Source organism: Streptomyces brasiliensis, assembly GCF_014647875.1.
GTDB lineage: Bacteria > Actinomycetota > Actinomycetes > Streptomycetales > Streptomycetaceae > Streptomyces > Streptomyces brasiliensis.
Genome location: NZ_BMQA01000031.1, coordinates 62,090 through 84,488, shown reverse-complemented (window position 1 = coordinate 84,488; position 22,399 = coordinate 62,090). Strand labels below are relative to the sequence as shown.

Here is a 22,399-nt window from a genome sequence, read left to right as displayed (position 1 = left end):
CCTCACGGTCGAGCTTGTCAGATCACCGGTGGCCGGCCCAGTCGGGTCAGCCGCCACACCGTACGCCACTTCATCGGCCGGCGGACTCCGCAGGACGTGGACCAGCCTTCCCGGAACCCGCCGAACCAGGCACTGAGCGCGGGCCGCGAGGGGCGGCGCACCAGGGTCAGCAGCAGCCACACCCCGAGATAGACCGGGATCAGCGGGGCGGGGAGGTTGCGGCGGGCCAGCCAGACGCGGTTGCGGGCGACCATGCGGTGGTAGACCGCGTGCCGGGAGGGGGCGGTCGTGGGGTGGTAAAGCACCATGTCGGACCGGTAGTCGATCATCCAGCCGGCGTCGAGGGCCCGCCAGGCCAGGTCGGTCTCCTCGTGCGCATAGAAAAACTCGTCCGGCAGGCCGCCGACCTCGGCGAAGACCCGCGTACGGACGGCGTTGGCGCCGCCGAGGAAGGTGGTGACCCGGGAGGAACGCATCGGGTCGGCTGCCCTGAGGCGCGGCACGTGCCGGCGCTGGGTCTCGCCGGTGTCCGGATCGGCGATGCGGAAACTGATGATGCCGAGCCCCGGGTCCGCGGCGAAGGCGCGGCGGCACAGCTCGGCGGTGTCGTGCTGGGCGAGGAGCCCGTCGTCGTCGAGGAAGAGCAGTATGTCGACGTCCCGGCCGCTGGGGCCGAAGGCCTCTATGCCGACGTTGCGGCCGCCCGGGATGCCGAGGTTCTCGGGCAGCTCGACGGTCCGAACGCCCTCGGGGACGTCCGGGACCGGTGAGCCGTTGCCGACGACGACCACCTCGACCGGGTCGCCGTCCTGCTTGGCGACCGAGTCGAGCAGGGCCCTGAGCTCGTCGGGACGGTTGCCCATGGTGATGACGACCGCGCCGACCTTCGGTGTGGACTCCACGGCGCTCACCTCAGCCTGCTCGACGCGAGGATCGAGACGAGGTGCAGCAGGGTCTGCACCAGCGCGATCCCGGCGAGCACGGCCGTGCCGAGCCGGGTGAAGAAGAGGTCGCCCCTGATCTGGTCGGCGATCGCCAGGACCAGGATCAGCAGGGACGCCTCGATGCCGAGGATCAGCCGGTGGAACTTGAGGGCCGAGGCGGCCCGGCGGGCCAGCGCCATGCCGGAGGAGCGCGGCTCGGCCGCCGCCTCCTTCACCGGGGCCATGCCTGCCTGGTGCCGGGCGACGCCGACCAGGTCGGTCTCGGCCTTGATCAGGATCGCGCCGAGCGCGGCGAGGGTGCCGAGGAAAGCCCACAGCCAGTCGATGCGCCCGCTCCCCCACAGGTCGCAGGCGCGCAGGCCGAGGCCGACCAGGACGGCGGCATCGGTGAGATACGCGCCGACGCGGTCCAGGTAGACCCCGCCGAGCGAGTACTGCTTCTTCCAGCGGGCGATCTCGCCGTCGACGCAGTCCAGCAGCAGATACAGCTGGGTGGCGACCACGCCGAGCACGGCGCCCGCGATCCCCGGCACCAGCAGGGCCGGGGCCGCGAGCACGCCGAAGACGGTCATCAGGTACGTGAGCTGGTTGGGCGTGATCCTGGTGTTCACCAGGTAGCGGTCGACCCGCAGCGACACCTCACGCATGTAGAGGCGTCCCGCCCAGTGCTCACCGCTGCGCCGGTCCTTCACCCCGGCGGGGTGCACGACCGGACGGAGTTCAGCTACCGATGGCCTTGACATAGTCGGCGTAGATGTCCTTGATCTGGTCGGTCTTGAGGTCGAGGTGCTCGAGGATCGTGTAGCGGCCGGGCCGGGTCTCCGGGGCGAACTCCACGACGCGGACGAACTCGTCCACCGTGAAGCCGATCTCCTCCGGCAGCACGGGCAGTCCGTGCCGGCGCAGCACCGAGGCCATGTACACCGCCTCCTCGTGGGCTCCGCGCAGATACGTCGCGAAGGCCGCACCGAGTCCGCACTGCTCGCCGTGGCTGGCGGCACGTTTCGGGAACAGCAGGTCGAAGGCGTGGTTGATCTCGTGGCAGGAGCCCGACGCGGGCCGGGAGTCGCCCGAGATCGACATCGCAACACCGGTGAGCACCAGCGCCTCGGCCAGCACCTGGAGGAAGTCGTTGTCCCCGATGCCGCCTGGGTGGCGCAGTACCGCCTCACCGGCCTGGCGGGCCATGGCGGCGGCCAGCCCGTCGATCTTCTCGCCGTTGATCCGGTTCGCCAGCTCCCAGTCCGCGATCGCGTTGATGTTGGAGACGGCGTCGCCGATGCCCGCGCGGACGAACCGGGCCGGGGCCTCGCGGATGACGTCCAGGTCGACGACCGCGGCGATCGGGTTCGGCACACCGTACGAGCCGCGCCCGGCGTCGTTGTCGAGCGTCGCGACCGGCGAGCACAGGCCGTCGTGCGCGAGGTTCGTCGGCACGGCGACCAGGGGCAGCCCCACGCGCGCCGCCGCGAACTTCGCACAGTCGATGATCTTGCCGCCGCCGAGGCCGACGACCGCGTCGTAGCGGCCGCCCTTCATCTCGCCGGCCAGCCGGATCGCGTCGTCGAGGGTGCCGCCGCCGACCTCGTACCAGGTCGCGCCGGGCAGGGTGGAGGCGATCCGCTCGCGCAGCCGGGCGCCGGAGCCACCGCTGACGGCGACGGCGAGCCGGCCGGAGTGCGAGATGCGCTCGTCGGCCAGCACACCGGCCAGATCGTCGAGGGCACCCGGGCGGATGTCCACGACGACCGGCGAGGGGATGAGCCGGGTCAGTACTGGCACGCGATCTCCCGTCCCCTGGCCAGATCGTCGTGGTTGTCGATCTCGACCCACGGAACGTCGCCGATCGGCGCCACGTCGATGCGGAAACCCCGGTCGACCAGCTCCTGGTAGCCGTGCTCGTAGAACTGCTGGGGGTCGGTCTCCCACACGGCCTTGAGGGCGTCGGCCAGTTCGGGCGCGGCGTCGCCCTCGATGAGCGTGACGCCGATGTACTCGCCGGTGGCCTCGGCCGGGTCCATCAGCTTGGTGATCTTCCGTACGCCCCTGGCGGGGTCGACGACGACCTTCATCTCCTCGTCCGCCAGGCTCTTCACCGTGTCCAGGGCGAGGATGATCTTCTTGCCGTCGCCGCGGGCGGCGAGCAGGGTGTGCTCGACGGAGACCGGGTGGACGGTGTCGCCGTTGGCGAGGATCACGCCGTCCTTGAGGGCGTCACGGCCGCACCACAGGGAGTAGGCGTTGTTCCACTCCTCGGCCTTGTCGTTGTCGATCAGGGTGAGCTTGAGGCCGTACTTCGCCTCCAGGGCGGCCTTGCGCTCGTACACGGCCTCCTTGCGGTAGCCGACGATGATCGCGACCTCGGTCAGACCGATCTCGGCGAAGTTGCCGAGCGTGAGGTCGAGCACGGTGATGCCGTCCTCTATGCCCGCCGGCCCCGCGGAGCGCACCGGCACCAGAGCCTTGGGAAGGCTGTCGGTGTAGGGCCGTAGACGCCGTCCGGCGCCGGCCGCCAGCACGAGGCCGATCATGCGGTTTCTCCTTCGTCGTGTACGGCGGGCGCACCCCTCAGATGAGAGGTCACCCAGAAGCGGATGCTCTCCGCGAGCACCACCAGTGCCACGTACACGGCGAGGACCGTGAGCGCGACCGTGAACTGCGAGCCGGTGAGCAGCGCGGCCAGGACGGTGACGAGCAGCGTCCGTCCCTCCTGCCCCCCGATGGCACGCACCAGCCAGGCCGGCGGCGCTCCGGCGTTGCCGCGGATGCGGTACACCGTGTCGTAGTGATGGTAGGCGACGGCGGCCACCAGCCCGAAAGCCGCAGGAAGGGCTCCGTTCACCTTCGATTCAGCGGCGAGGATCAGGACGGTGCCGTATTCGGCGGCCCGGAAGAGCGGGGGGACGAGCCAGTCGAGGGCGCCCTTGAGGGGCCGGGCTGCGACCACGGCGGCCGAGGCCCCGACGTACACGACTCCGAAGGCGACGAGGCGCCCGTTGCCGTAACCCTCCAGGGCCGCCACGAGAAGCAGCATCACGGCGCCGGCGAAAGCGGACAGCAGGGGCGAGCCGAGCCGCTTCTGTCCGGACCGTCTGCGCAGCAACGCGGCCAGGCCGTCGGCCAGGGGGCCGTTGTCGGCGAGATCCGCCAGCGCACGTGCCGCCCGGTCCGTCCGCCGCGCCTTGCGCGTCAGGGACCGCAGCACACGGCCGGCCGTGGTGTAGGTGGCGGCGAGGGCGCAGCCGACGAGCAGGGCGTAGAAGGTGATGCGGGGGGTGGTGAAAGCGGTCAGTACGGCGATCATGGCCCATCGTTCACCGATGGGCAGGACTATCATCCGCCGCACCCACACCGTCCAGCCGACGCTGTCGAGCTTGCCGGAGAGGGCCGCTGTGGGGCTGGTGTTGGCGGTGGCGTCGTGGTTGGCCTCGTTGAAGGAGAAGTCGACCACGTGACGGCAGGTCTGCAGGACCATCGCGCCGAGGGCGAGGGCCCATACGTCGTCATGGCCGGCCTGGGCCGCGCCGAGGGCGAGGCCCGCGTAGTAGGCGTACTCCTTGGCCCGGTCGAAGGTGGCGTCCAGCCAGGCGCCGAGCGTCGAGTACTGCAGCGAGTAGCGGGCCAGCTGGCCGTCGGTGCAGTCCAGGACGAACGAGGCGATCAGCAGGACGCCGGCCGCGACGAATCCGACGCGGGTGCCGGTCGCCGCACAGCTCGCCGCGATCAGGGCGGTGAGCAGGGAGGCGGTGGTGACCTGGTTCGGGGTGAGACCGCGGCGGGCGCACCAGCGGGCGATGTAGCGCGAGTACGGGCTGATGAAGAACGTGGTGAAGAAGCCGTCGCGGGCCTTCACGGCCGACTTCAGGCGTACGGCCTCGTCGTCGACGGCGGCGACGGCCTGGCGTGCCTCATTGCGGGACTGGGGGTCGGTGGGGACGGCGGCGACCAGGCTGCCCAGCTCGGGGCGGTGCACGTCGGCGCCGTCGGCGTCCAGCGCGGTGACGATGCGGTCGGCGAGGCTGTGCACGGCGAGGGACGTACCGCCGCCCGCCGAGGTCTCCCGGGCCACCGCGCGGGTCAGGGCCTGGCGGCCGGCCGGCTGGGCGGTCACGGCGCCGGCGACGGCGGCGAGCGGGAAGCGCGGGTCGGTCAGGCCGAGGCGCAGAGCGTGCGGGTGGCCCACGAAGCGGGCGTCGACCACGGCCACACGCTCACCGGCCGGGACCGCCGCGAGGAGGGCTTCGGCGTCGGAGGCGTCCGAGGCGTTCCGCACGTCGAAGCCGAGGGACCGCAGATCGCTCTCGAGCGAGGATCCGGGGACCGGCTGGCCGGTCACGATGGCGGTCGACAACCGAACTCACTCCCTGGGTGCCGACGCGCCGGCGCCGGTCTTCTGCGTGGTGGGGCGCCCTCTGCCTGTGGCACCCGGGCGGCATGTCGGCAGAGGTTATCGGATGACCGGAGGGTCTTGTTCACCGACCGTTCATGGCTAGGTCGACACGGTCTGACCCGGCCTTTGCCGCGATCATCATGGGTGATCGGGGGCCCACCCCACAAACCGCCTCCCGTGCGGCCGGGCCCCGTACCGGTCATCCGGGACATTGGGTACGACCCGTGGGCGTCGGCATAGGGTGGGCGACCATGACGTGGCTGATCACCGGCGGGGCCGGATACATCGGGGCGCATGTGGCGCGGGCCATGGCGGGCGCCGGGGAGCGGGTCGTGGCGCTGGACGACCTGTCGGCCGGGGTGCCCGCGCGGCTGCCGGCGGAGGTCCCGCTGGTCGAGGGCTCCACGCTGGACGCGGGCCTGCTCGAGCGGGTCCTCGCCGAGCACGGCGTGACCGGCGTCGTCCATCTCGCGGCGCGCAAGCAGGTCGCCGAGTCCGTGGCGCAGCCCACTCGTTATTACCGGGAGAACGTGGGTGGTCTCGCCACACTCCTGGAGGCGGTCGCGGGCGCCGGGATCGAGCGGTTCCTGTTCTCCTCGTCGGCGGCGGTCTACGGCAACCCGGACGTGGACCTCATCACGGAGGACACGGCGTGCGCCCCGGTGAACCCGTACGGCGAGACCAAGCTCGCCGGGGAGTGGCTGGTACGGGCGGCGGGACAGGCGCACGGGATCACGACCGTGTGCCTGCGCTACTTCAACGTGGCCGGTGCGGGCGCACCCGAGCTGGCGGATACGGGCGTGTTCAACATCGTCCCCATGGTGTTCGACCGGCTCACCCGCGACGAGGCCCCGCGGATCTTCGGCGCCGACTATCCGACGCCGGACGGCACCTGTGTCCGCGACTACATCCACGTCGCCGATCTCGCGGAGGCGCATCTGGCGGCGGCCCGCAGGCTCGACGGGAAGGACCTGTCGGGCGACCTGACCGTGAACATCGGCCGCGGCGAGGGGGTTTCCGTCCGCGAGCTGATCTCGGTGATCGGCGAGGTCACCGGCGACCGCCGGGCGCCGCTCGTCGAGGACCGTCGCCCGGGAGACGCCCCGCGCGCGGTCGCGTCGGCCGAGCGGGCCGCGGAGGTGCTGGGCTGGCGGGCGCGGCGCGGGGTACGCGAAATGGTGGAGTCGGCCTGGCGGGGCTGGCAGCTGCACCACGCGAAGTGAACTGAGGGTGCCCTGACCTGGTGTTCGTTTCTGCAGGTCAGGGCACATGACAACGGTGTTCAGTGCCGCGTTGCCCGGTACCCCCCGCCCGTAGTTCACTGTGATCCCGGGCGCGTACACGGGAAGGCGGTTCACATGGGGGCTGGGCACGATCACGGGCACGCGCACACGCATGCGCCGGCCACCGGTACGGCCACAGCGGCGTACCGGGGACGGCTGCGCGCGGCGCTGGGGATCACGCTCGCCGTCATGGTGGTGGAGATCACGGGCGGTGTGCTCGCCAACTCGCTCGCGCTCATCGCGGACGCGGCGCACATGGCGACGGACGCGCTGGGCCTGGGCATGGCCCTGCTCGCCATCCGCTTCGCCGCCCGGCCGCCGAGTGCGACCCGCACTTTCGGCCTCGCGCGCGCCGAGATCCTCGCGGCCCTCGCCAACTGTCTGCTGCTGCTCGGTGTCGGCGGCTACGTCCTGTACGAGGCGGTGCAGCGGTTCTTCACGCCGGCCGGCACGGCGGGCGGCCTGATGATCGTGTTCGGTGGGATCGGCCTGGCCGCGAACATGATCTCGCTCACGCTGCTGATGCGGGGACAGAAGGACAGTCTGAACGTGCGCGGCGCGTTCCTCGAGGTGGCCGCGGACGCGCTGGGCTCGGTCGCCGTGATCGTCTCGGCGGCCGTGATCCTCGCCACGGGCTGGCAGCCCGCCGACCCGATCGCCTCGCTGCTGATCGGCCTGATGATCGTCCCGCGCACGGTGCGGCTGCTGCGCGAGACCCTCGACGTGCTGCTGGAGGCGGCGCCCAAGAATGTCGACATGGCGGAGGTACGGGCGCACATCCTGGCCCTGGACGGCGTGGAGGAGGTACACGATCTGCACGCCTGGACCATCACCTCGGGCCTGCCGGTGCTGTCCGCGCACGTGGTCGTCCGCTCGGAGGTCCTGAACGCCATAGGCAACGAGAAGCTGCTGCACGAACTGCAGGGCTGCCTCGGACACCACTTCGACGTGGAGCACTGCACCTTCCAGCTGGAGCCCGGCGGGCACGCGGAGCACGAGGCGGGCCTGTGCCACTGATCGCGTGCCCCGGAGCCGCGCCGGGTGGAAAGCAGCGCTCCGGTGCGCCCGCGGGTCCTTCCCGGAAGGGCACCCCGGACGGTTCCGCGTCGGACGGGCAGGGCACGATCACCTACCGGGTCACCCTTCCGGCACCCACCGGGGCGGCCGTGGTCCGTGCCGTGCACGGGACATGCGGACGTGCCGGTTAGTGCCGGTAGTGCCAGATTCGTACGGCAGACTTGGGGTGCGAAGACCGAGGCGAAGGATGGGTATGCCGATCACACCTGCCACCGCGACGCACAGCTCGTCGAACGGCACCGCAGACGCGATTTTGCTGGAACTGGTTGACGAGAAGGGTGTGACGATCGGTACCGCGGAGAAGCTCTCCGCCCATCAGCCGCCGGGGCAGCTGCACCGCGCGTTCTCGGTGTTCCTCTTCGACGACCACGGCAGGCTGCTGCTGCAACAGAGGGCCCAGGGCAAGTACCACTCCCCCGGCGTGTGGTCCAACACCTGCTGCGGCCATCCGTACCCCGGTGAGGCTCCGTTCGCGGCTGCGGCCCGGCGGACGTTCGAGGAGCTGGGGGTCTCCCCGTCGCTGCTGGCCGAGGCGGGCACGGTCCGCTACAACCACCCGGATCCGGCCTCCGGACTGGTCGAGCAGGAGTACAACCACCTGTTCGTCGGCCTGGTGCAGGCACCGCTCGGCCCCGACCCGGAGGAGGTCGGGGCGACCGCGTTCGTGACCCCGGCCGAGCTGGCCGAGCGGCATGCGCGTGACCCCTTCTCGTCCTGGTTCATGACCGTGCTGGACGCGACCCGTCCGGCGATCAGGGAGCTGACGGGCGCGTCCGCGGGCTGGTGAGACGCCCTACGAGCGGTACGGCAGGCGCGCGGGCTTGAGCGGCAGGGCTGCCCAGATCACCTTGCCGCCGCTCGCCGTGTGTTCCACGTCGACCACCCCGCCCGCCTCCCGGGCCACCTCACGCACGAGGAGCAGGCCCCGGCCGCCGGTCCGGCCGTGGTCGGCCTCCAGGGCGGTCGGACGGTAGGGGTGGTTGTCCTCCACGGACACCCGCACCCACTCGGCGCCGACGGCGACCTCGACGGCGAGCATGGGCGACAGCAGCGCCGCGTGCTTGACCGCGTTGGTGACCAGTTCGGAGACGATCAGCAGGAGCCCCTGGACCGTGTCGTCCCCGACCGGCACGCCCTGGCGCAGGAGCAGGTCCCGTACGGCGTGCCGGGCCTGCGGGACCGAGGCGTCGACGGCGGCGGCGGTGAACCGCCAGACCCCCTCGTACGGCAGCGGATGCGGCAGGGTTTCGGCGGGCCGCCGGTCGAAGGGCCGGCCCTCGGGGGGTACGTCGTGAAGAGGCACGCCGTCGAGAGGTTCTCCGCCGCCCGCTGGGCGCGGGCCGTACCCGCGCCCGTGGTTGTCCATCGTTGGGTCGCCGCCCTTGCGCTCGATTGTCACCACACGTCGAGTGTTGGTAACGAACCGCTCTACTCCGGATACCTGAACACAAGTCAGCAGGTATCGAGCGGATCTGACCGTTGGCGTATGACATGGTCAGTTGTGGGACTGGTCCTGTCCCTGCCGCGCCGGTTTCGCGACCTCTTAGGGTTGTACGGGTTTGACGCGGTCCTCGGCGACCATGCCGACGACGCGGCGCCCGCCGAAACCGGCGGCGATCAGGCCGAGGCCGTCGAAGAGCAGGGTGAGCGAGAAGAAGCAGCCGATGACGTACTGGCTGCTGCTCGGCCAGGACTCCAGGACCAGGATGCCGAGCAGCAGATAGAAGGCGCCCAGGAGCAGGGTCCAGCCGAGCTGGGGGCCGCGCACGACCAGCGCGCCGACCAGCCGGAAGATGCCGCCGGTCAGGAAGAGCAGGGCGGCGAACATGGCAAGCGCCGCGGCGGCCGCCTCGGGCCTGCGCATGATCACCACACCGGCCGCGATGTTGAGCGCGGCCACGATCACGCCGAGCCAGAAGAAGTTCGTGCCGCGCGCCTGGACGGCGTGGAGCAGGCCCACGATCCCGCCGATCAGCAGGAGCCAGCCGAACAGGAGCATCGAGGTGAGCGTGGCGACGCCGGTGTAGACGAGCCCGACGAGTCCGGCCAGCACCAGGATCACGCCGAGGGCGGTGAGCAGTCCGAATCCGCGGTACAGCTTCGCCGCGTGGCGCCGGCTCCTGCCGAATCCGGCCATGGGACCTCCTCAGCCTCCCGCACCACCCCCTTCCCTTTTCATCCCCTTTGCCTGTAATGCCGTAACTCCGAAGTGGGGTTTCTCACCTGTGGCCCTTCCCCGTCTCCCGTCCGGCGGGGCCGGATAGCATCCGCCGCATGGAGCCCCAGTTGTTGCACTCGGTCACCGATTCCGTCGCCACCGTCGTCATGCACCACCCGGCCAAGCGCAACGCCATGACGGCCGCGATGTGGGCCGCGCTGCCGCCGCTGCTGAACGCGCTGGCCTCCGATCCGGCTGTGCGAGCGCTGGTGCTCACCGGTGAGGGCGGGACCTTCTGCGCCGGGGCCGACATCTCGACCCTGCGGGGTTCGCCCGAGGAGGCGCAGCGGCTCGCCGTGGCCGCCGAGGAGGCGCTGGCGGCGTTCCCCAAGCCGACCCTGGCGGCTGTGCGCGGGCACTGCGTGGGCGGCGGTGCACAGCTCGCGGCGGCCTGCGATCTGCGGTTCGCCGAGGAGGGGGCGCTGTTCGGGGTGACCCCGGCGAAGCTGGGCATCGTCTATCCGTCGTCCTCGACCCGGCGGCTGGTGTCGCTGACGGGGCCGGCCGCCGTCAAGTACCTGCTGTTCTCGGGCGAGTTGATCGACGCCGGCCGGGCGCTGCGCACGGGCCTGGTCGACGAGGTGCTGCCGGAGGGCGAACTGGCCAAGCGCGTGGCCGAGTTCACCCGGATCCTGGTCTCCCGGTCGCAGCTGACGCAGGCCGCGGCCAAGGAGTTCGCCGACGGGCGCGCGGACCGGGACCCGTACTGGACCGGGCAGGCACGCGGCAGCGGCGACACCGCCGAGGGGGTCGCCGCCTTCCTGGAGCGCCGTCGGCCGCGCTTCACCTGGAGCGTTCCTGCGTCAGGATGAAGCGGCTGTTGCTCCGGAACTCCTCGACGAGGTGGGCCGGGGCCTTCTGCGGGGACCCGGCGTCGTAGGGCGGCTGCGGGTCGTACTCGGTGAGCAGCTGGACGGCCTGGGCGTGGTCGTCTCCCGCGATCCGGCCGAGCAGGGTGAGGCCCATGTCGATGCCGGAGGAGACGCCGGCGGCGGTGACGTACTTGCCGTCGAACACCACGCGCTCGCCGGTGGGTCGGGCGCCGAACCGCTTCAGGAAGTCGAGCGCCAGCCAGTGCGAGGTCGCGCGGCGGCCGTCGAGGAGACCGGCTGCGGCCAGCAGCAGCGAGCCCGTGCACACCGACGTGGTCCAGGTGCTGGTGGCGTCGGCGGTCCGCAGCCAGTCCAGGAGGACCTCGTTCTCCATCTGCGGGGTCTGGCCGGGGCCGCCCGGGACGACCAGGATGTCCGGGCGCGGGACGTCGGCGAGGGTGCGGTCGGCGGTGAGCGCGAGGTTCCCGGTGTCGGTGCGGACGGGTCCGGTGCGCTCGGCGACGAACACGGTCTCCGAGTCGGGGAGCCGTCCGAGGGTCTCGTAGGGCCCGACCGCGTCGAGGGCGGTGAAGCGGTCGTACAGGACGATGGCGATCTGCATCTGAAATCCCCCTAGGGGTGGGTCAGTTGACGGGTACTGCGGGTGCGGGGCGGAAGCGGCGGCGGTACTCGGCCGGCGGGGCGCCCAGGGCCTTGACGAAGGCGCGGCGCATGGCCTCCGGTGTGCCGTAGCCGCTGGCACGGGAGATCTCCTCGACGCCGTCGGGCGTGTCCTCCAGGAGGCGGCGGGCGTGTTCGAGGCGGACGCGGTCGACGTAGCGGCCCGGGGTCGTGCCGGTCTCGGCCTGGAAGGCGCGGGCGAAGTGCCGCGGGGAAAGGCGGGCACGGGCGGCCAGGGTCTCGACGCTCAGATCGTCGGCCGGGTGCTCGGTGATCCTCCCCCTACGCCCCAGGGGGCGTGGGGGGACCCCCAGCTGGACCTCCCGGAGCGGCTCGCGCCGGGCCGTCTGCGCGACGAGCTGGGCGCTGAACTGCGCCTGGTTGCCCGGCCGGCGCAGGAAGACGACCAGATGGCGGGCGACGGTGAGGGCCACGTCCCGGCCCAGGTCCTCCTCGACGAGCGCGAGGGCCAGGTCGATGCCCGCGGTGACGCCCGCCGAGGTGGCTATGTCCCCGCCGCGCACATAGATGGGGTCGGGGTCGACCTCGACGGCCGGGTGGTCGCGGGCCAGCTTCTCGCTGTAGGCCCAGTGGGTGGTGACCCGGTGGCCGTCCAGGAGTCCCGCCCGGGCGAGCAGGATCGCGCCGGTGCAGACGGAGACGAGCCGTTCGGGTCGCGGGCCGTGGGCGCGCAGCCAGTCGATCAGACCCGGATCGGGACGGCGGCTGCCCGCCCCACCGGGGACGATGAGGGTGTGCGGCATCGGCTCGTCGGTGAGGGCCGCGTCCGGTACGACGGTGAGCCCGCTGGAGGTGCGCACGGGAGCGCCGTCCAGCGACGCGGTACGGATCCGGTACGTCCCCGGGGAGCATGCCTCGGCGCCCGTGAAGACCTCCACCGGGCCGGTGACGTCCAGGCTCTGCATGTCGTCGAAGAGAACCACAAGGAGGCTGCGGAGTGTGTGCTGCGCCATGTCACCGATTCTTCGCGGGCCCGGTGATGGCCGCAATGACGTGATTCCCACCTTTCCTGCCACCCCCCGGCGCGACGTGCCGGTGGCTCGGGAGTGCCCTGGGCCCCGGTTGTCGGTGTCACCTGCCACAATTGCCGCGCAACCTCAGTGAGAAGGCGGTACGGGATCGTGACGACACCCGGGTCCCTGGCAGCAGGGTCCATCGAAGGCAGGATCGCCGAGGAGCTCGGCGTACGGGAGCGGCAGGTGAAGGCCGCGGTGGAACTGCTCGACGGCGGTTCGACGGTGCCCTTCATCGCCCGCTACCGCAAGGAAGCGACCGAGATGCTCGACGACGCGCAACTGCGCACGCTCGAGGAGCGGCTGCGCTATCTGCGGGAGCTGGAGGAGCGCCGGACGGCGATCCTGGAGTCGGTGCGTGAGCAGGGCAAGCTCACCGACGAGCTGGAGGCGCAGATCCGCGGGGCCGAGACCAAGGCGCGGCTCGAGGACGTCTACCTGCCGTACAAGCCGAAGCGGCGCACCAAGGCACAGATCGCACGCGAGGCGGGTCTGGAGCCGCTCGCCGAGGGGCTGCTCGGCGATCCCACGGTCGAGCCGCTCGCCGCTGCCGCCGCCTTCGTCGACGCCGACAAGGGCGTCGCCGATCCGCAGGCCGCGCTGGACGGCGCGCGGGCCATCCTCACCGAGCGCTTCTCGGAGGACGCCGACCTGATCGGCGAGCTGCGCGAGCGGATGTGGGTGCGCGGGCGGCTGGCCGCCAAGGTGCGCGAGGGCAAGGAGGAGGCCGGCGCCAAGTTCGCCGACTACTTCGACTTCGCCGAGCCGTTCACCGAACTGCCGTCGCACCGGATCCTGGCGATGCTGCGCGGTGAGAAGGAGGAGGTCCTGGACCTCGCCCTGGAGCCGGAGGAACCGGCTGAATCGTCATCGGTCGTGTCGTCGTACGAGGGGATCGTCGCGGCGAAGTTCGGCCTCGCGGATCGCGGCCGCCCGGCCGACAAGTGGCTCGCGGACACGGTCCGCTGGGCCTGGCGCACCCGGATCCTGGTCCACCTCGGGATCGATCTGCGGCTCAGGCTGCGTACGGCCGCGGAGGACGAGGCGGTGAACGTGTTCGCCGCCAACCTGCGCGACCTGCTGCTCGCCGCCCCGGCCGGCACGCGCGCGACGCTCGGTCTGGACCCCGGCTTCCGTACGGGTGTGAAGGTGGCCGTGGTGGACGCGACCGGCAAGGTCGTCGCCACGGACGTCATCCACCCGCACGTCCCGGCGAACAAGTGGGACGCGGCGATCGCCAAGCTGGCGCGGCTGGCCAAGGAGCACGCGGTCGAGCTGATCGCGATCGGCAACGGCACGGCGTCCCGGGAGACCGACAAGCTCGCCGGTGAACTGATCGGCAAACACCCGGAGCTGAAGCTCACCAAGGTGATGGTGTCCGAGGCCGGCGCGTCGGTGTACTCCGCGTCCGCGTTCGCCTCGCAGGAGCTGCCGGACATGGACGTGTCGCTGCGCGGCGCGGTGTCGATCGCCCGCCGGCTGCAGGACCCGCTGGCCGAGCTGGTGAAGATCGACCCGAAGTCGATCGGGGTCGGGCAGTACCAGCACGACCTGTCCGAGGTGAAGCTGTCGCGCTCCCTCGACGCGGTCGTCGAGGACTGTGTGAACGGCGTCGGCGTGGACGTGAACACGGCGTCGGCCCCGCTGCTCGCCCGGGTCTCGGGCATCACCTCCGGCCTCGCCGAGAACATCGTGGCGCACCGCGACACGAACGGCCCGTTCACCTCCCGCGCGGAGCTGAAGAGCGTGTCCCGGCTTGGTCCGAAGGCGTACGAGCAGTGCGCGGGCTTCCTGCGCATCCGCGGCGGCTCGGACCCGCTGGACTCCTCCAGCGTGCACCCGGAGGCGTACCCGGTGGTGCGGCGCATGGTGAAGACGTCTGGCCAGGAAGTGGCCGCGCTCATCGGCAACACAGGTGTGCTGCGCTCGCTGAAGCCGTCCGACTTCGTGGACGAGACGTTCGGTCTGCCGACGGTCACGGACATCCTCAAGGAGCTGGAGAAGCCCGGCCGCGACCCGCGGCCTGCCTTCAAGACGGCCACCTTCAAGGAGGGCGTGGAGAAGATCGCGGACCTGTCGTCGGGGATGGTCCTGGAGGGCGTGGTCACGAACGTGGCCGCGTTCGGCGCCTTCGTGGACGTGGGCGTCCACCAGGACGGCCTCGTCCATGTCTCTGCGATGTCCAAGACGTTCGTCAAGGACCCGCGGGACGTGGTGAAGCCGGGCGACATCGTCAAGGTGAAGGTCCTGGACGTGGACATCCCGCGCAAGCGGATCTCCCTGACCCTGCGCCTGGACGACGAGGCGGCACCGCAGGGCGGCCGCCAGGGCGAGGGCGGCGAACGACGCCAGCGCGGCGGGCGTCCGCCGCAGCAGCGGCAGGGGCGCGGCGGAGGCGGCGGCGGGGGCTCCCGCCAGGCACCGCCCCCGGCCAACAGCGCGATGGCCGATGCCCTGCGCCGGGCCGGATTGCTCGATCCGAAGAATGGGCGGCGCTGACGGCTCACCGACGGGGCGCGGGTGGCTGCGGGCCGACCGTGGCTGCTCGCGCCCCCCGCGGCGGAGCCGCATGCCGGTACCGCCCCGCGCCTCCTTCGGGGCGCTCCTGACGTCCCGTCAGCGTTCGGTCACCTTTCCGTCCGTCACGTCCAGACGGCGGGTCACGTGGACCGCGTCCAGCATGCGGCGGTCGTGGGTGACCAGCAGCAGCGTGCCGGTGTAGGAGTCCAGGGCCGACTCCAGTTGTTCGATGGCCGGTAGGTCCAGGTGGTTGGTCGGTTCGTCCAGGACCAGGAGGTTGACTCCCCTGCCCTGGAGGAGGGCCAGGGCGGCCCTTGTGCGCTCACCCGGGGAGAGAGTGGCCGCGGGGCGCAGGACGTGGGCCGACTTCAGGCCGAACTTGGCCAGCAGGGTGCGGACCTCGGCCGGTTCCGTGTCCGGGACGGCCGTGCAGAAGGCGTCCAGCAGGGACTCGGGGCCGTGGAACAGCTTGCGGGCCTGATCGACCTCGCCGATCAGGACGCCCGAGCCGAGGGCGGCATGGCCCGCGTCCAGCGGGACGCGGCCCAGCAGGGCGGCCAGGAGCGTCGACTTGCCCGCGCCGTTCGCGCCGGTCACGGCGACCCGGTCCGCCCAGTCAAGTTGCAGGGACACCGGACCGAGCGTGAAGTCGCCGCGTCGCACCTCCGCGTCCCGGAGCGTGGCGACGACCGCGCCCGAACGCGGGGCCGCCGCGATCTCCATACGCAGTTCCCACTCCTTGCGGGGCTCCTCGACGACCTCGAGGCGTTCGATCATGCGCTGGGTCTGGCGGGCCTTCGCGGCCTGCTTCTCGCTGGCCTCGCTGCGGAACTTGCGACCGATCTTGTCGTTGTCGTTACCGGCCTTGCGCCGGGCGTTCTTCACGCCCTTGTCCATCCACGCGCGCTGCGTCTGCGCCCGGTCCTGGAGGGCGGCCTTCTTGTCGGCGTACTCCTCGTACTCGTCCCGGGCGTGCCGGCGGGCCACCTCGCGCTCCTCCAGGTACGCCTCGTAGCCGCCGCCGTAGAGGTTGATCTGCCGCTGGGCGAGGTCGAGTTCGAGGACCTTGGTGACCGTGCGGGTGAGGAACTCACGGTCGTGGCTGACGACGACCGTTCCGGCCCGCAGGCCGGTGACGAAGCGTTCGAGGCGCTCCAGGCCGTCCAGGTCCAGGTCGTTCGTCGGCTCGTCGAGCAGGAACACGTCGTAGCGGGACAGGAGCAGCGAGGCCAGCCCCGCGCGGGCCGCCTGGCCGCCGGACAGGGACGTCATCGGCTGCTCCAGGTCGACGGCGAGGCCCAGCGAATCGGCGACCTCCTCGGCGCGCTCGTCCAGGTCGGCGCCGCCCAGGTCCAGCCAGCGCTCCAGGCTGGTGGCGTACGCGTCGTCGGCGCCGGGCGCCCCGTCGACCAGGGCCTGGGTCGCGTCGTCCATCACCCGCTGCGCCTCGGCGACGCCGGTGCGGCGGGCCAGGAACTCCCGTACGGTCTCGCCCGGCCTGCGCTCCGGCTCCTGCGGCAGATGGCCGACGGTCGCGGTCGGCGGCGAGAGACGCAGCTCGCCCTGCTCGGGCGCGGTCAGCCCGGCGAGCATCTTCAGCAGCGTGGACTTGCCCGCGCCGTTGGCGCCGACCAGCCCGATCACGTCCCCGGGCGCGACGACGAGGTCGAGCCCGGAGAAGAGCGAGCGGTCGCCGTGTCCGGCGGCGAGATTCTTGGCGACGAGGGTGGCAGTCATCAGAAGGCCGATCCTAGTGGCCCTTCACCTCGCCATGGCCTCCACCAGCACGCTTCCCGAGGTGCGGGCCACCACGAAGGACTCCCCCCTGACCGCCTTCGCGTCCAGGGCGATCCGGTGGCGACCGGGTTCCAGGACACCGTCGAAGACCTCCTGGGCGTGGGGGCGGGAGAGCCGGTCGAGGCGGTACGCCATGACGCGCACCCGGCACGGTGAGGTGACCTCGATGCCCGCCTCGCCGTCGGCGGCGACCAGCCGGGTGAGCCGGCGCTGCGCCACGGGGCTGCGGTCCAGGGCGTGTTCGATCTGCGCCACGAGGAGCGGCACGATCGGGGCCAGGCCCTCCACATGGGGGACGTCGGCCCCGGCCTGCTCGAAGGCCCGGCGTACGGCGGCGCGCTCCGGCTCGCCGACGGCGCTGCCGAAGGCGACGGCGCCGTACGAGTGCAGCTCCTCGGCGGGCACGTCGGTGGCGTCGTGCGTGATGTCGGCGCCGATGCCGATGGTGCGCAGGGCGGCGGCCAGGCGCGCGAGGAGGGCGACGCGGGCGCCGATGAGCAGGACGCGGCTGCGCGGCGCGGCCGATGCGCCGGCGCCGTCGACGAGGGCGCCCAGGGCGGCACGGTACTGGCGACCGCGAAAGCGGAAGGGCCCTATGCCGTGGTAGCCGTTGAGTTCCAGGTCGGCGTGTTCGTCGGTCTGCCAGGCGAAGTCCCGCCACACGTAGTCCTCGCCGTCGCGTTCGATGACGGCGGTGACCGCGCCGCAGGCCAGGTCCTCGCACTCGGGGCAGCCGTAGACGACGTAGCGGCCGCCGGGGAGCGGGGCGTCCGTCTCCAGCAGCAGGCTGCGGACCTGGGCGGTGAAGATCGCGGGCGGGACGTCGGAGGCGAGCGGGGAGACGGCGTCCAGGTCGGAGAGCTGGAAGAGCAGCGGGCGTCCGTCGACGATGAAGTCCACGAAGTCCCGGTGGAGCTGGTAGCCGCCGTCGGCGAGGACACCGCCGGCCCGCATCGCCGGTGCCAGGCCGAAGGTCGCGTGCACGCCAGACATGCTGTGAGTATTCCCACAGCGGGACGGATGTGAGCGCGGCATGACATATTCCGCTAACGTCCCCGCGTGGAACGTGAGCTGAGTGACGAAGTGATCGTGGTCGGCGGCGGGGTCATCGGGCTGACGACGGCCCTGATCCTGGCCAGGAGCGGCAGACGGGTACGGGTGTGGGCGCGCGAGCCCGCCGCACGCACCACCTCGGCGGTCGCCGGTGCGCTGTGGTGGCCGTACCGCATCCAGCCGGAGCAACTCGTCGGCGAGTGGTCCCTTGCGTCCCTCGCCGTGTACGAGGGGCTGGCGGAGCAGGCGCGCGAGACCGGCGTACGGATGGTCGAGGGCGTACATCTCGGCGTCCGGATGGACGAACTCGGTGCGTGGGCGGCGCGGGTGCCAGGACTGGCCAGGACGGACGCCGGCACGGGTGCCGCGCTGGCCGCGCGGCTGCCGCTGATCGACATGCCGGTCCATCTGGGGTGGCTGCGGGAGCGGCTGCTGAAGGCCGGCGGGCTGCTGGAGCAGCGGGAGGTGACGGATCTGGCCGGGGTGCCGGCTAGCGTGGTGGTCAACTGCACCGGCCTCGGCGCCCGTTCACTGGTCCCGGATCCGGCGGTGCGTCCGGTGCGCGGTCAGCTGGTGGTCGTGGAGAACCCGGGGATCACGACCTGGCTGACCTCGGCCGCCGAACACGCCGCCGAGTCCACGTACTTCTTCCCGCAGCCGGAGGGGCTGATCCTCGGCGGTACGGCGGAGGAGGACGCGTGGTCCCTGGAGCCCGATCCGCGCGTCGCCGCCGAGATCGTCGCCCGGTGCGCGGCCGTACGGCCGGAGATCGCCGGGGCGCGGGTGCTGGCGCACCGCGTGGGACTGCGTCCGGCGCGGCCCGCGGTACGGCTGGAACGGCAACTGTTGCCGGGCGGCCGGGTGCTGGTGCACAACTACGGCCACGGCGGCGCCGGGGTGACGGTGGCGTGGGGCTGCGCCAGGGAGGCGGCCGGACTGGCCTTCCCGGCCGCCGCGTAGGAGCCGACGGGCAGGGGGGCGCCCTGGGTGGTGGGCGGAACCCGTACGCCGACCAGGGTCGTCGCCGAGGGAGCCGCCGTCGTGCTCCCGGCGGTGGCGTGGGCGAACGCGTCCGCGCCACCGGCCGGCGGCACCCTGGCCGCCGTACGGGACAGGTCCAGGGTCGGCGTCGGCTTCGTGGACGGCGGATCGATCAGACCGCGGTCCGTGCCCGCGACGATCGGCCCGTGCCGTGCTCTCGCCCCAGCGGGTGCGGTCGGTGAGGGTGGTGATGCCCTCGGCGGCGTCGGCGTGGTCACGGATGGGGCCGGGGCCGACGAGGACGGCGGAGAGGTGGGCCGTCGAGGTGCTCGGGGTGGCGGTGGACCCACGACGGGCCCGACAGGCTCAGGTCGCGGATGAGCGGCCCGGTGACGAAGCCGGCCTTCTCGGGGGTCGGCGTGCCGGTCTTCGTGGCCCAGTGGGTCTCGGCGACCAGACCTCGGATGTGACCCAGCGGACGGCACCCCGGTCAACTTCCGTACAAAAGTGAGCACATGACTCTCCCGAGTGGCCGGAAAGCATCCCTGGGCCGGGTGCGCCCATGTCGGCCGAATGGCGATCGTGTGACAGTGGCTGCTGTGGACACGTCAGAGCCCCCAGGGTCTGAATAGGCTCCGAACAGACTTCTCGGCTCTACGACTTGGAGTTCTCGTGCACCGCAGAATCCTCGCGCCGTGCGCACTGGCGGCGGCCTCCCTCCTGCTGGCGATCCCGGCATCGGCCGCGAGCTTCGCCCCGGGCGCACCGGGCATCGGCGACCCCTACTATCCGTACTACGGCAACGGCGGTTACGACGTCTCCCACTACGACGTCCGGCTGCAGTACCGGCCCGCGACGGACGAGTTGGAGGGTACGACCACGATCCTCGCGAAGACCACGCAGGACCTGTCGAGCTTCGACCTGGACTTCCTGCTGGACGTGAGCGAGGTGCGGGTGAACGGCACCAAGGCGGCGTTCACCGCCTCGGGCGAGCACGAGCTGGTGGTCACGCCGAAGAAGCCGCTCGCCGAGGGCACGTCGATCACGGTGGTCGTGCGCTACGGCGGGGTGCCGTCGACGAAGAGCGCGTACGGCTTCTCGACGTGGCACCGCACGCCGGACGGCGCCGTCGCGGCGGACGAGCCCGAGGCTGCCTGGTGGTGGTACCCGAGCAACGACCACCCGCTCGACAAGGCCACCTACGACGTGTCCGTCGCGGTGCCGGACGGCATCCAGGTCATCTCCAACGGCACGCTCCAGTCGACGAGTTCACAGCTGGGCTGGACCCGCTGGAACTGGCGCGAGAACAAGCCGCAGGCCACGTATCTGACCACCCTGGCGGTCGGGCGGTTCGACATCACGACCGGCACTTCCGAGGGCGGCATTCCGGTCGTCAACGCCTACAGCAAGGACCTCGGCGAGAACGACGGGGCGGCGCGGGCGAGCGTCGAGCGGACCGGGGAGCTGGTCGACTGGCTGAGCGAGTACTTCGGGCCGTACCCCTTCGGTTCGGCGGGCGGCTATGTGCCCGACACGACCACCGGGTACGCGCTGGAGACGCAGACCAGGGTGTTCTACAGCCCGCGGCAGTTCGCGCGGGGTTCCAACACCTCTGTGGTCGTGCACGAGCTGGCGCACCAGTGGTACGGCGACTCCGTGTCGGTGAAGGGCTGGAAGGACATCTGGCTCAACGAGGGCTTCGCGTCGTACGCGCAGTGGCTGTGGTCCGAGCACGAGGGCGAGGGCACCGCGCAGGAACTGGCGGACTACGTCTACGACTCGCACCCCGCCGACGACCCGTTCTGGACGGTCGCGCCCGGTGACCCGGGTCCGGACAACCAGTTCGACGCAGCCGTCTACGACCGGGGCGCGCTGGCTCTGCAGGCGCTGCGCAACGAGATCGGCGACGACGCGTTCTTCGCCGTCCTGAAGGGCTGGCCGAAGAAGCACGCGTACGGCAACGCGTCGGTCGCCGACTTCCAGCGGTACGCCGAGCAGGTGTCCGGCAAGCCACTGGCCGCGCTGTTCGACACGTGGCTTTTCGAGCCGGTCAAGCCCGCGGCCCCGGCGGCCCGCACGGCATCCGTCGCGAAGGCGGCGACGGTCGCGGCTCAGCCGAAGTCGTGGAAGAAGATCGAGGCCACGCACGACGTGCACCAGCACTGACGGCCGGCACGGACAACCCGCACCGACGAGCATGGGCCGGGGCTGCTTCCCCGCCTCCTCACCGCATGGCGGCAGCCGACTCGGCCGCGCGGTCCAGGAGTTCCTCCCGGCCTATCGCCGCCGTCTCCGTCGAGGGCACCGTGCAGGCGTACGCCCCGGCCACCGCCCCGTACAGGGCGCACCGCCGGGGCGGTTCGCCGGTCAGGTGGCCGAAGAGGAAGGCGGCGGCGAACGCGTCGCCCGCGCCGTTGGAGTCCACCACCGGCGCAGGCGGGGCGACGGCCGGTACACGGGTCAGCTCGCCGTCGGCCAGCAGCTGGGCGCCCTCGGCGCCGGCCGTGGCGACCACCACCTGTGCCCTGCCCCGCTCGGCGATGCGGTGCATGATCCGCTCGGGGTCGGTGAGGGCCGTCGCCGACAGGAACACGATGTCCGCGGCATGCGCGAACGGCTCGTGGTAGGGATCCTCGCCGTCCCAGTCGTGCAGGTCGGTGGAGAGGGTCACGCTCGACTCGCGCAGGACGGGCAGGGCGTGGGCGCACGGGTGGGTGATGGCGACGTGCGCGTGCCTGCTGGACGCCGCCAGGGAGCGCAGCACCGGATCCGGGAGACGGTCGTCGGCGTGGGCGCGGCTGGTGTCGTACAAGGACAGCCGGCGTCCGTCCGGGCCGACCAGATTGACCGCGCGCTTGGTGCCCGCGGGCTGCGGGATCGCGGTGAGCGCGATGCCCCGCTCCCGGTGCAGGGCGCGGACCAGGTCGCCCTCGGGGTCGTCGCCGAGCAGGTCGAGGTGGTGGGTGCGCAGGCCGAGAGCGGCGAGTCCCAGCGCGACGAAGTCGCCGGTCTGTCCGGCCCGGGTGCGGATCCCGGAGTCGATCATGTAGCTGTCGGCGTACGGGAGCGGCAGTTCCGGTACGTACACGATGGTGTCCACGCCCGCGCCGCCGAGCACCAGGACATCGGTCTCGTCGCTCATCCGCCACCCTCCCCGTGGTCGTACACCGTCACGGCGATGTCCCGTTCCACCAGCCGCTCGGTGATCAACGGCTCGATCCGGGACCACTTTCCGCCCGCGAGACCGCAGCCTATGCGAGGCATGTGCACCGAGGCGCCGAGTTCGTCCGCCTCGTCCGCGAGCCGGCCGAGCGCCGTGTCGATGGCCTCGTACCGGACGGGGACGCCCTTGCTGCCGGTCCGTGTGCCCCGCTGGCCGATCATGTTGGCCACCCACATGTACCGCTCGACCCGGACCAGTTGGACCGCGCCCAGGCCGAAGTCGTTGCCCGCGCGGCCGCGGTGCCAGGCGGCCAACGCCGGGACAGTGCGAGGACGAAGCCCTTGCCCCAGCCTCCGACGTCGTTGCAGACGTGGGCGATCGCCTTGACGCCCTTGCCGGACGGCACGGTGGCGTCACCCCGGACGTACTTGATCTCCGACATGACG

At 71.8% G+C, this 22,399-nt stretch carries 19 protein-coding genes and 2 pseudogenes; 7 read left to right on the top strand and 14 right to left on the bottom strand.

The features are described from left to right. Nucleotides 1-17: 17 nt before the first annotated feature. The 5 genes from IEZ19_RS33065 to IEZ19_RS33045 are packed head-to-tail and all read right to left on the bottom strand — an operon-like array spanning nucleotide 18 to nucleotide 5,295. Nucleotides 18-863, bottom strand: a complete 846-nt coding sequence (locus IEZ19_RS33065; protein WP_373297090.1) for a glycosyltransferase family 2 protein — start codon at nucleotides 861-863, stop codon at nucleotides 18-20. A gap of 44 nt (nucleotides 864-907) precedes the next feature. Beyond that, nucleotides 908-1,651, bottom strand: a complete 744-nt coding sequence (locus tag IEZ19_RS33060; RefSeq protein ID WP_229841140.1) for a CDP-alcohol phosphatidyltransferase family protein — start codon at nucleotides 1,649-1,651, stop codon at nucleotides 908-910. Between the two features lie 13 nt (nucleotides 1,652-1,664). Then, nucleotides 1,665-2,726: an iron-containing alcohol dehydrogenase family protein gene (locus IEZ19_RS33055; RefSeq protein ID WP_189314991.1), complete on the bottom strand. Its 1,062-nt coding sequence runs from the start codon at nucleotides 2,724-2,726 to the stop codon at nucleotides 1,665-1,667. Continuing rightward, on the bottom strand, nucleotides 2,714-3,475 hold the full coding sequence (locus tag IEZ19_RS33050) for a phosphocholine cytidylyltransferase family protein (RefSeq protein WP_189314990.1): 762 nt from the start codon (nucleotides 3,473-3,475) through the stop codon (nucleotides 2,714-2,716). The genes IEZ19_RS33055 and IEZ19_RS33050 overlap by 13 nt, the downstream gene beginning before the upstream one ends. Next, nucleotides 3,472-5,295 carry a DUF5941 domain-containing protein gene (locus tag IEZ19_RS33045; RefSeq protein WP_189314989.1) on the bottom strand — a complete coding sequence of 608 codons (1,824 nt, stop codon included), beginning with the start codon at nucleotides 5,293-5,295 and terminating at the stop codon, nucleotides 3,472-3,474. The genes IEZ19_RS33050 and IEZ19_RS33045 overlap by 4 nt, the downstream gene beginning before the upstream one ends. A 290-nt stretch (nucleotides 5,296-5,585) precedes the next feature. Here IEZ19_RS33045 and galE point away from each other — a divergent pair, with 290 nt between their 5' ends. The 3 genes from galE (at nucleotide 5,586) to idi (ending at nucleotide 8,481) form a co-directional block, all read left to right on the top strand. Then, entirely contained in the window at nucleotides 5,586-6,557 is a 972-nt protein-coding gene (gene galE / locus IEZ19_RS33040; protein ID WP_189314988.1) for a UDP-glucose 4-epimerase GalE, read from the top strand. Nucleotides 6,558-6,692: 135 nt separating this feature from the next. Further along, a complete protein-coding gene (locus tag IEZ19_RS33035) occupies nucleotides 6,693-7,634 on the top strand; it encodes a cation diffusion facilitator family transporter (RefSeq protein ID WP_189314987.1) in 942 nt (313 codons plus the stop codon). Nucleotides 7,635-7,887: 253 nt separating this feature from the next. Further along, nucleotides 7,888-8,481 carry an isopentenyl-diphosphate Delta-isomerase gene (gene idi, locus IEZ19_RS33030; protein WP_189314986.1) on the top strand — a complete coding sequence of 198 codons (594 nt, stop codon included), beginning with the start codon at nucleotides 7,888-7,890 and terminating at the stop codon, nucleotides 8,479-8,481. Nucleotides 8,482-8,487: 6 nt separating this feature from the next. On the opposite strand, the gene IEZ19_RS33025 is transcribed toward idi, so the two are convergent. Further along, entirely contained in the window at nucleotides 8,488-9,060 is a 573-nt protein-coding gene (locus tag IEZ19_RS33025) for an ATP-binding protein (RefSeq protein WP_189315005.1), read from the bottom strand. 177 nt (nucleotides 9,061-9,237) lie between these two features. After that, complete coding sequence (locus IEZ19_RS33020) at nucleotides 9,238-9,831, bottom strand: HdeD family acid-resistance protein (protein ID WP_189314985.1); 594 nt, start codon at nucleotides 9,829-9,831, stop codon at nucleotides 9,238-9,240. Nucleotides 9,832-9,968: 137 nt separating this feature from the next. Between IEZ19_RS33020 and IEZ19_RS33015 the strand changes: the two genes are divergently transcribed. Next, nucleotides 9,969-10,724 carry an enoyl-CoA hydratase/isomerase family protein gene (locus IEZ19_RS33015; RefSeq protein WP_189314984.1) on the top strand — a complete coding sequence of 252 codons (756 nt, stop codon included), beginning with the start codon at nucleotides 9,969-9,971 and terminating at the stop codon, nucleotides 10,722-10,724. On the opposite strand, the gene IEZ19_RS33010 is transcribed toward IEZ19_RS33015, so the two are convergent. Together IEZ19_RS33010 and IEZ19_RS33005 are read right to left on the bottom strand one after the other, a co-directional pair. Further along, nucleotides 10,696-11,346: a DJ-1/PfpI family protein gene (locus tag IEZ19_RS33010; protein ID WP_189314983.1), complete on the bottom strand. Its 651-nt coding sequence runs from the start codon at nucleotides 11,344-11,346 to the stop codon at nucleotides 10,696-10,698. The two genes, IEZ19_RS33015 and IEZ19_RS33010, sit on opposite strands and share 29 nt — an antisense overlap. Before the next feature lie 22 nt (nucleotides 11,347-11,368). Then, entirely contained in the window at nucleotides 11,369-12,379 is a 1,011-nt protein-coding gene (locus IEZ19_RS33005) for a GlxA family transcriptional regulator (protein ID WP_189314982.1), read from the bottom strand. A gap of 168 nt (nucleotides 12,380-12,547) precedes the next feature. Here IEZ19_RS33005 and IEZ19_RS33000 point away from each other — a divergent pair, with 168 nt between their 5' ends. Further along, nucleotides 12,548-14,938, top strand: coding sequence for a Tex family protein (locus IEZ19_RS33000; RefSeq protein WP_189314981.1), 2,391 nt, complete (start codon nucleotides 12,548-12,550; stop codon nucleotides 14,936-14,938). A gap of 117 nt (nucleotides 14,939-15,055) precedes the next feature. On the opposite strand, the gene IEZ19_RS32995 is transcribed toward IEZ19_RS33000, so the two are convergent. Together IEZ19_RS32995 and IEZ19_RS32990 are read right to left on the bottom strand one after the other, a co-directional pair. Then, nucleotides 15,056-16,696 (bottom strand): ABC-F family ATP-binding cassette domain-containing protein, encoded by a 1,641-nt coding sequence (locus IEZ19_RS32995; protein WP_189314980.1) that lies wholly within the window; start codon nucleotides 16,694-16,696, stop codon nucleotides 15,056-15,058. 24 nt (nucleotides 16,697-16,720) lie between these two features. Continuing rightward, nucleotides 16,721-17,749: an oxidoreductase gene (locus tag IEZ19_RS32990; RefSeq protein WP_189314979.1), complete on the bottom strand. Its 1,029-nt coding sequence runs from the start codon at nucleotides 17,747-17,749 to the stop codon at nucleotides 16,721-16,723. Between the two features lie 66 nt (nucleotides 17,750-17,815). Between IEZ19_RS32990 and IEZ19_RS32985 the strand changes: the two genes are divergently transcribed. Continuing rightward, complete coding sequence (locus IEZ19_RS32985) at nucleotides 17,816-18,769, top strand: FAD-dependent oxidoreductase (protein WP_229841138.1); 954 nt, start codon at nucleotides 17,816-17,818, stop codon at nucleotides 18,767-18,769. On the opposite strand, the pseudogene IEZ19_RS51315 reads toward IEZ19_RS32985, so the two are convergent. Continuing rightward, a pseudogene (locus IEZ19_RS51315) lies at nucleotides 18,685-19,244 on the bottom strand (hypothetical protein); the annotation flags it as partial. The gene IEZ19_RS32985 and the pseudogene IEZ19_RS51315 overlap by 85 nt on opposite strands. Nucleotides 19,245-19,462: 218 nt before the next feature. Between IEZ19_RS51315 and IEZ19_RS32975 the strand changes: the two are divergent. Next, on the top strand, nucleotides 19,463-20,956 hold the full coding sequence (locus IEZ19_RS32975; RefSeq protein ID WP_189314978.1) for a M1 family metallopeptidase: 1,494 nt from the start codon (nucleotides 19,463-19,465) through the stop codon (nucleotides 20,954-20,956). Nucleotides 20,957-21,014: 58 nt separating this feature from the next. On the opposite strand, the gene IEZ19_RS32970 is transcribed toward IEZ19_RS32975, so the two are convergent. Beyond that, on the bottom strand, nucleotides 21,015-21,932 hold the full coding sequence (locus tag IEZ19_RS32970; protein ID WP_189314977.1) for a PfkB family carbohydrate kinase: 918 nt from the start codon (nucleotides 21,930-21,932) through the stop codon (nucleotides 21,015-21,017). Continuing rightward, a pseudogene (locus tag IEZ19_RS32965) lies at nucleotides 21,929-22,395 on the bottom strand (macro domain-containing protein). The gene IEZ19_RS32970 and the pseudogene IEZ19_RS32965 overlap by 4 nt, the downstream one beginning before the upstream one ends. Nucleotides 22,396-22,399: the final 4 nt, after the last annotated feature.

Excerpts from the sequence above, each read along its gene's own strand:
- IEZ19_RS33005 (WP_189314982.1), bottom strand. The coding sequence starts at position 12,379 with ATGGCGCAGCACACACTCCGCAGCCTCCTTGTGGTTCTCTTCGACGAC.
- IEZ19_RS33015 (WP_189314984.1), top strand. The coding sequence starts at position 9,969 with ATGGAGCCCCAGTTGTTGCACTCGGTCACCGATTCCGTCGCCACCGTC.
- IEZ19_RS33010 (WP_189314983.1), bottom strand. The coding sequence starts at position 11,346 with ATGCAGATCGCCATCGTCCTGTACGACCGCTTCACCGCCCTCGACGCG.
- IEZ19_RS33025 (WP_189315005.1), bottom strand. The coding sequence starts at position 9,060 with ATGGACAACCACGGGCGCGGGTACGGCCCGCGCCCAGCGGGCGGCGGA.
- IEZ19_RS32970 (WP_189314977.1), bottom strand. The coding sequence starts at position 21,932 with ATGAGCGACGAGACCGATGTCCTGGTGCTCGGCGGCGCGGGCGTGGAC.
- IEZ19_RS33020 (WP_189314985.1), bottom strand. The coding sequence starts at position 9,831 with ATGGCCGGATTCGGCAGGAGCCGGCGCCACGCGGCGAAGCTGTACCGC.
- IEZ19_RS33065 (WP_373297090.1), bottom strand. The coding sequence starts at position 863 with ATGGGCAACCGTCCCGACGAGCTCAGGGCCCTGCTCGACTCGGTCGCC.
- IEZ19_RS33035 (WP_189314987.1), top strand. The coding sequence starts at position 6,693 with ATGGGGGCTGGGCACGATCACGGGCACGCGCACACGCATGCGCCGGCC.
- IEZ19_RS32990 (WP_189314979.1), bottom strand. The coding sequence starts at position 17,749 with ATGTCTGGCGTGCACGCGACCTTCGGCCTGGCACCGGCGATGCGGGCC.
- IEZ19_RS32995 (WP_189314980.1), bottom strand. The coding sequence starts at position 16,696 with ATGACTGCCACCCTCGTCGCCAAGAATCTCGCCGCCGGACACGGCGAC.
- galE (WP_189314988.1), top strand. The coding sequence starts at position 5,586 with ATGACGTGGCTGATCACCGGCGGGGCCGGATACATCGGGGCGCATGTG.
- idi (WP_189314986.1), top strand. The coding sequence starts at position 7,888 with ATGCCGATCACACCTGCCACCGCGACGCACAGCTCGTCGAACGGCACC.
- IEZ19_RS33050 (WP_189314990.1), bottom strand. The coding sequence starts at position 3,475 with ATGATCGGCCTCGTGCTGGCGGCCGGCGCCGGACGGCGTCTACGGCCC.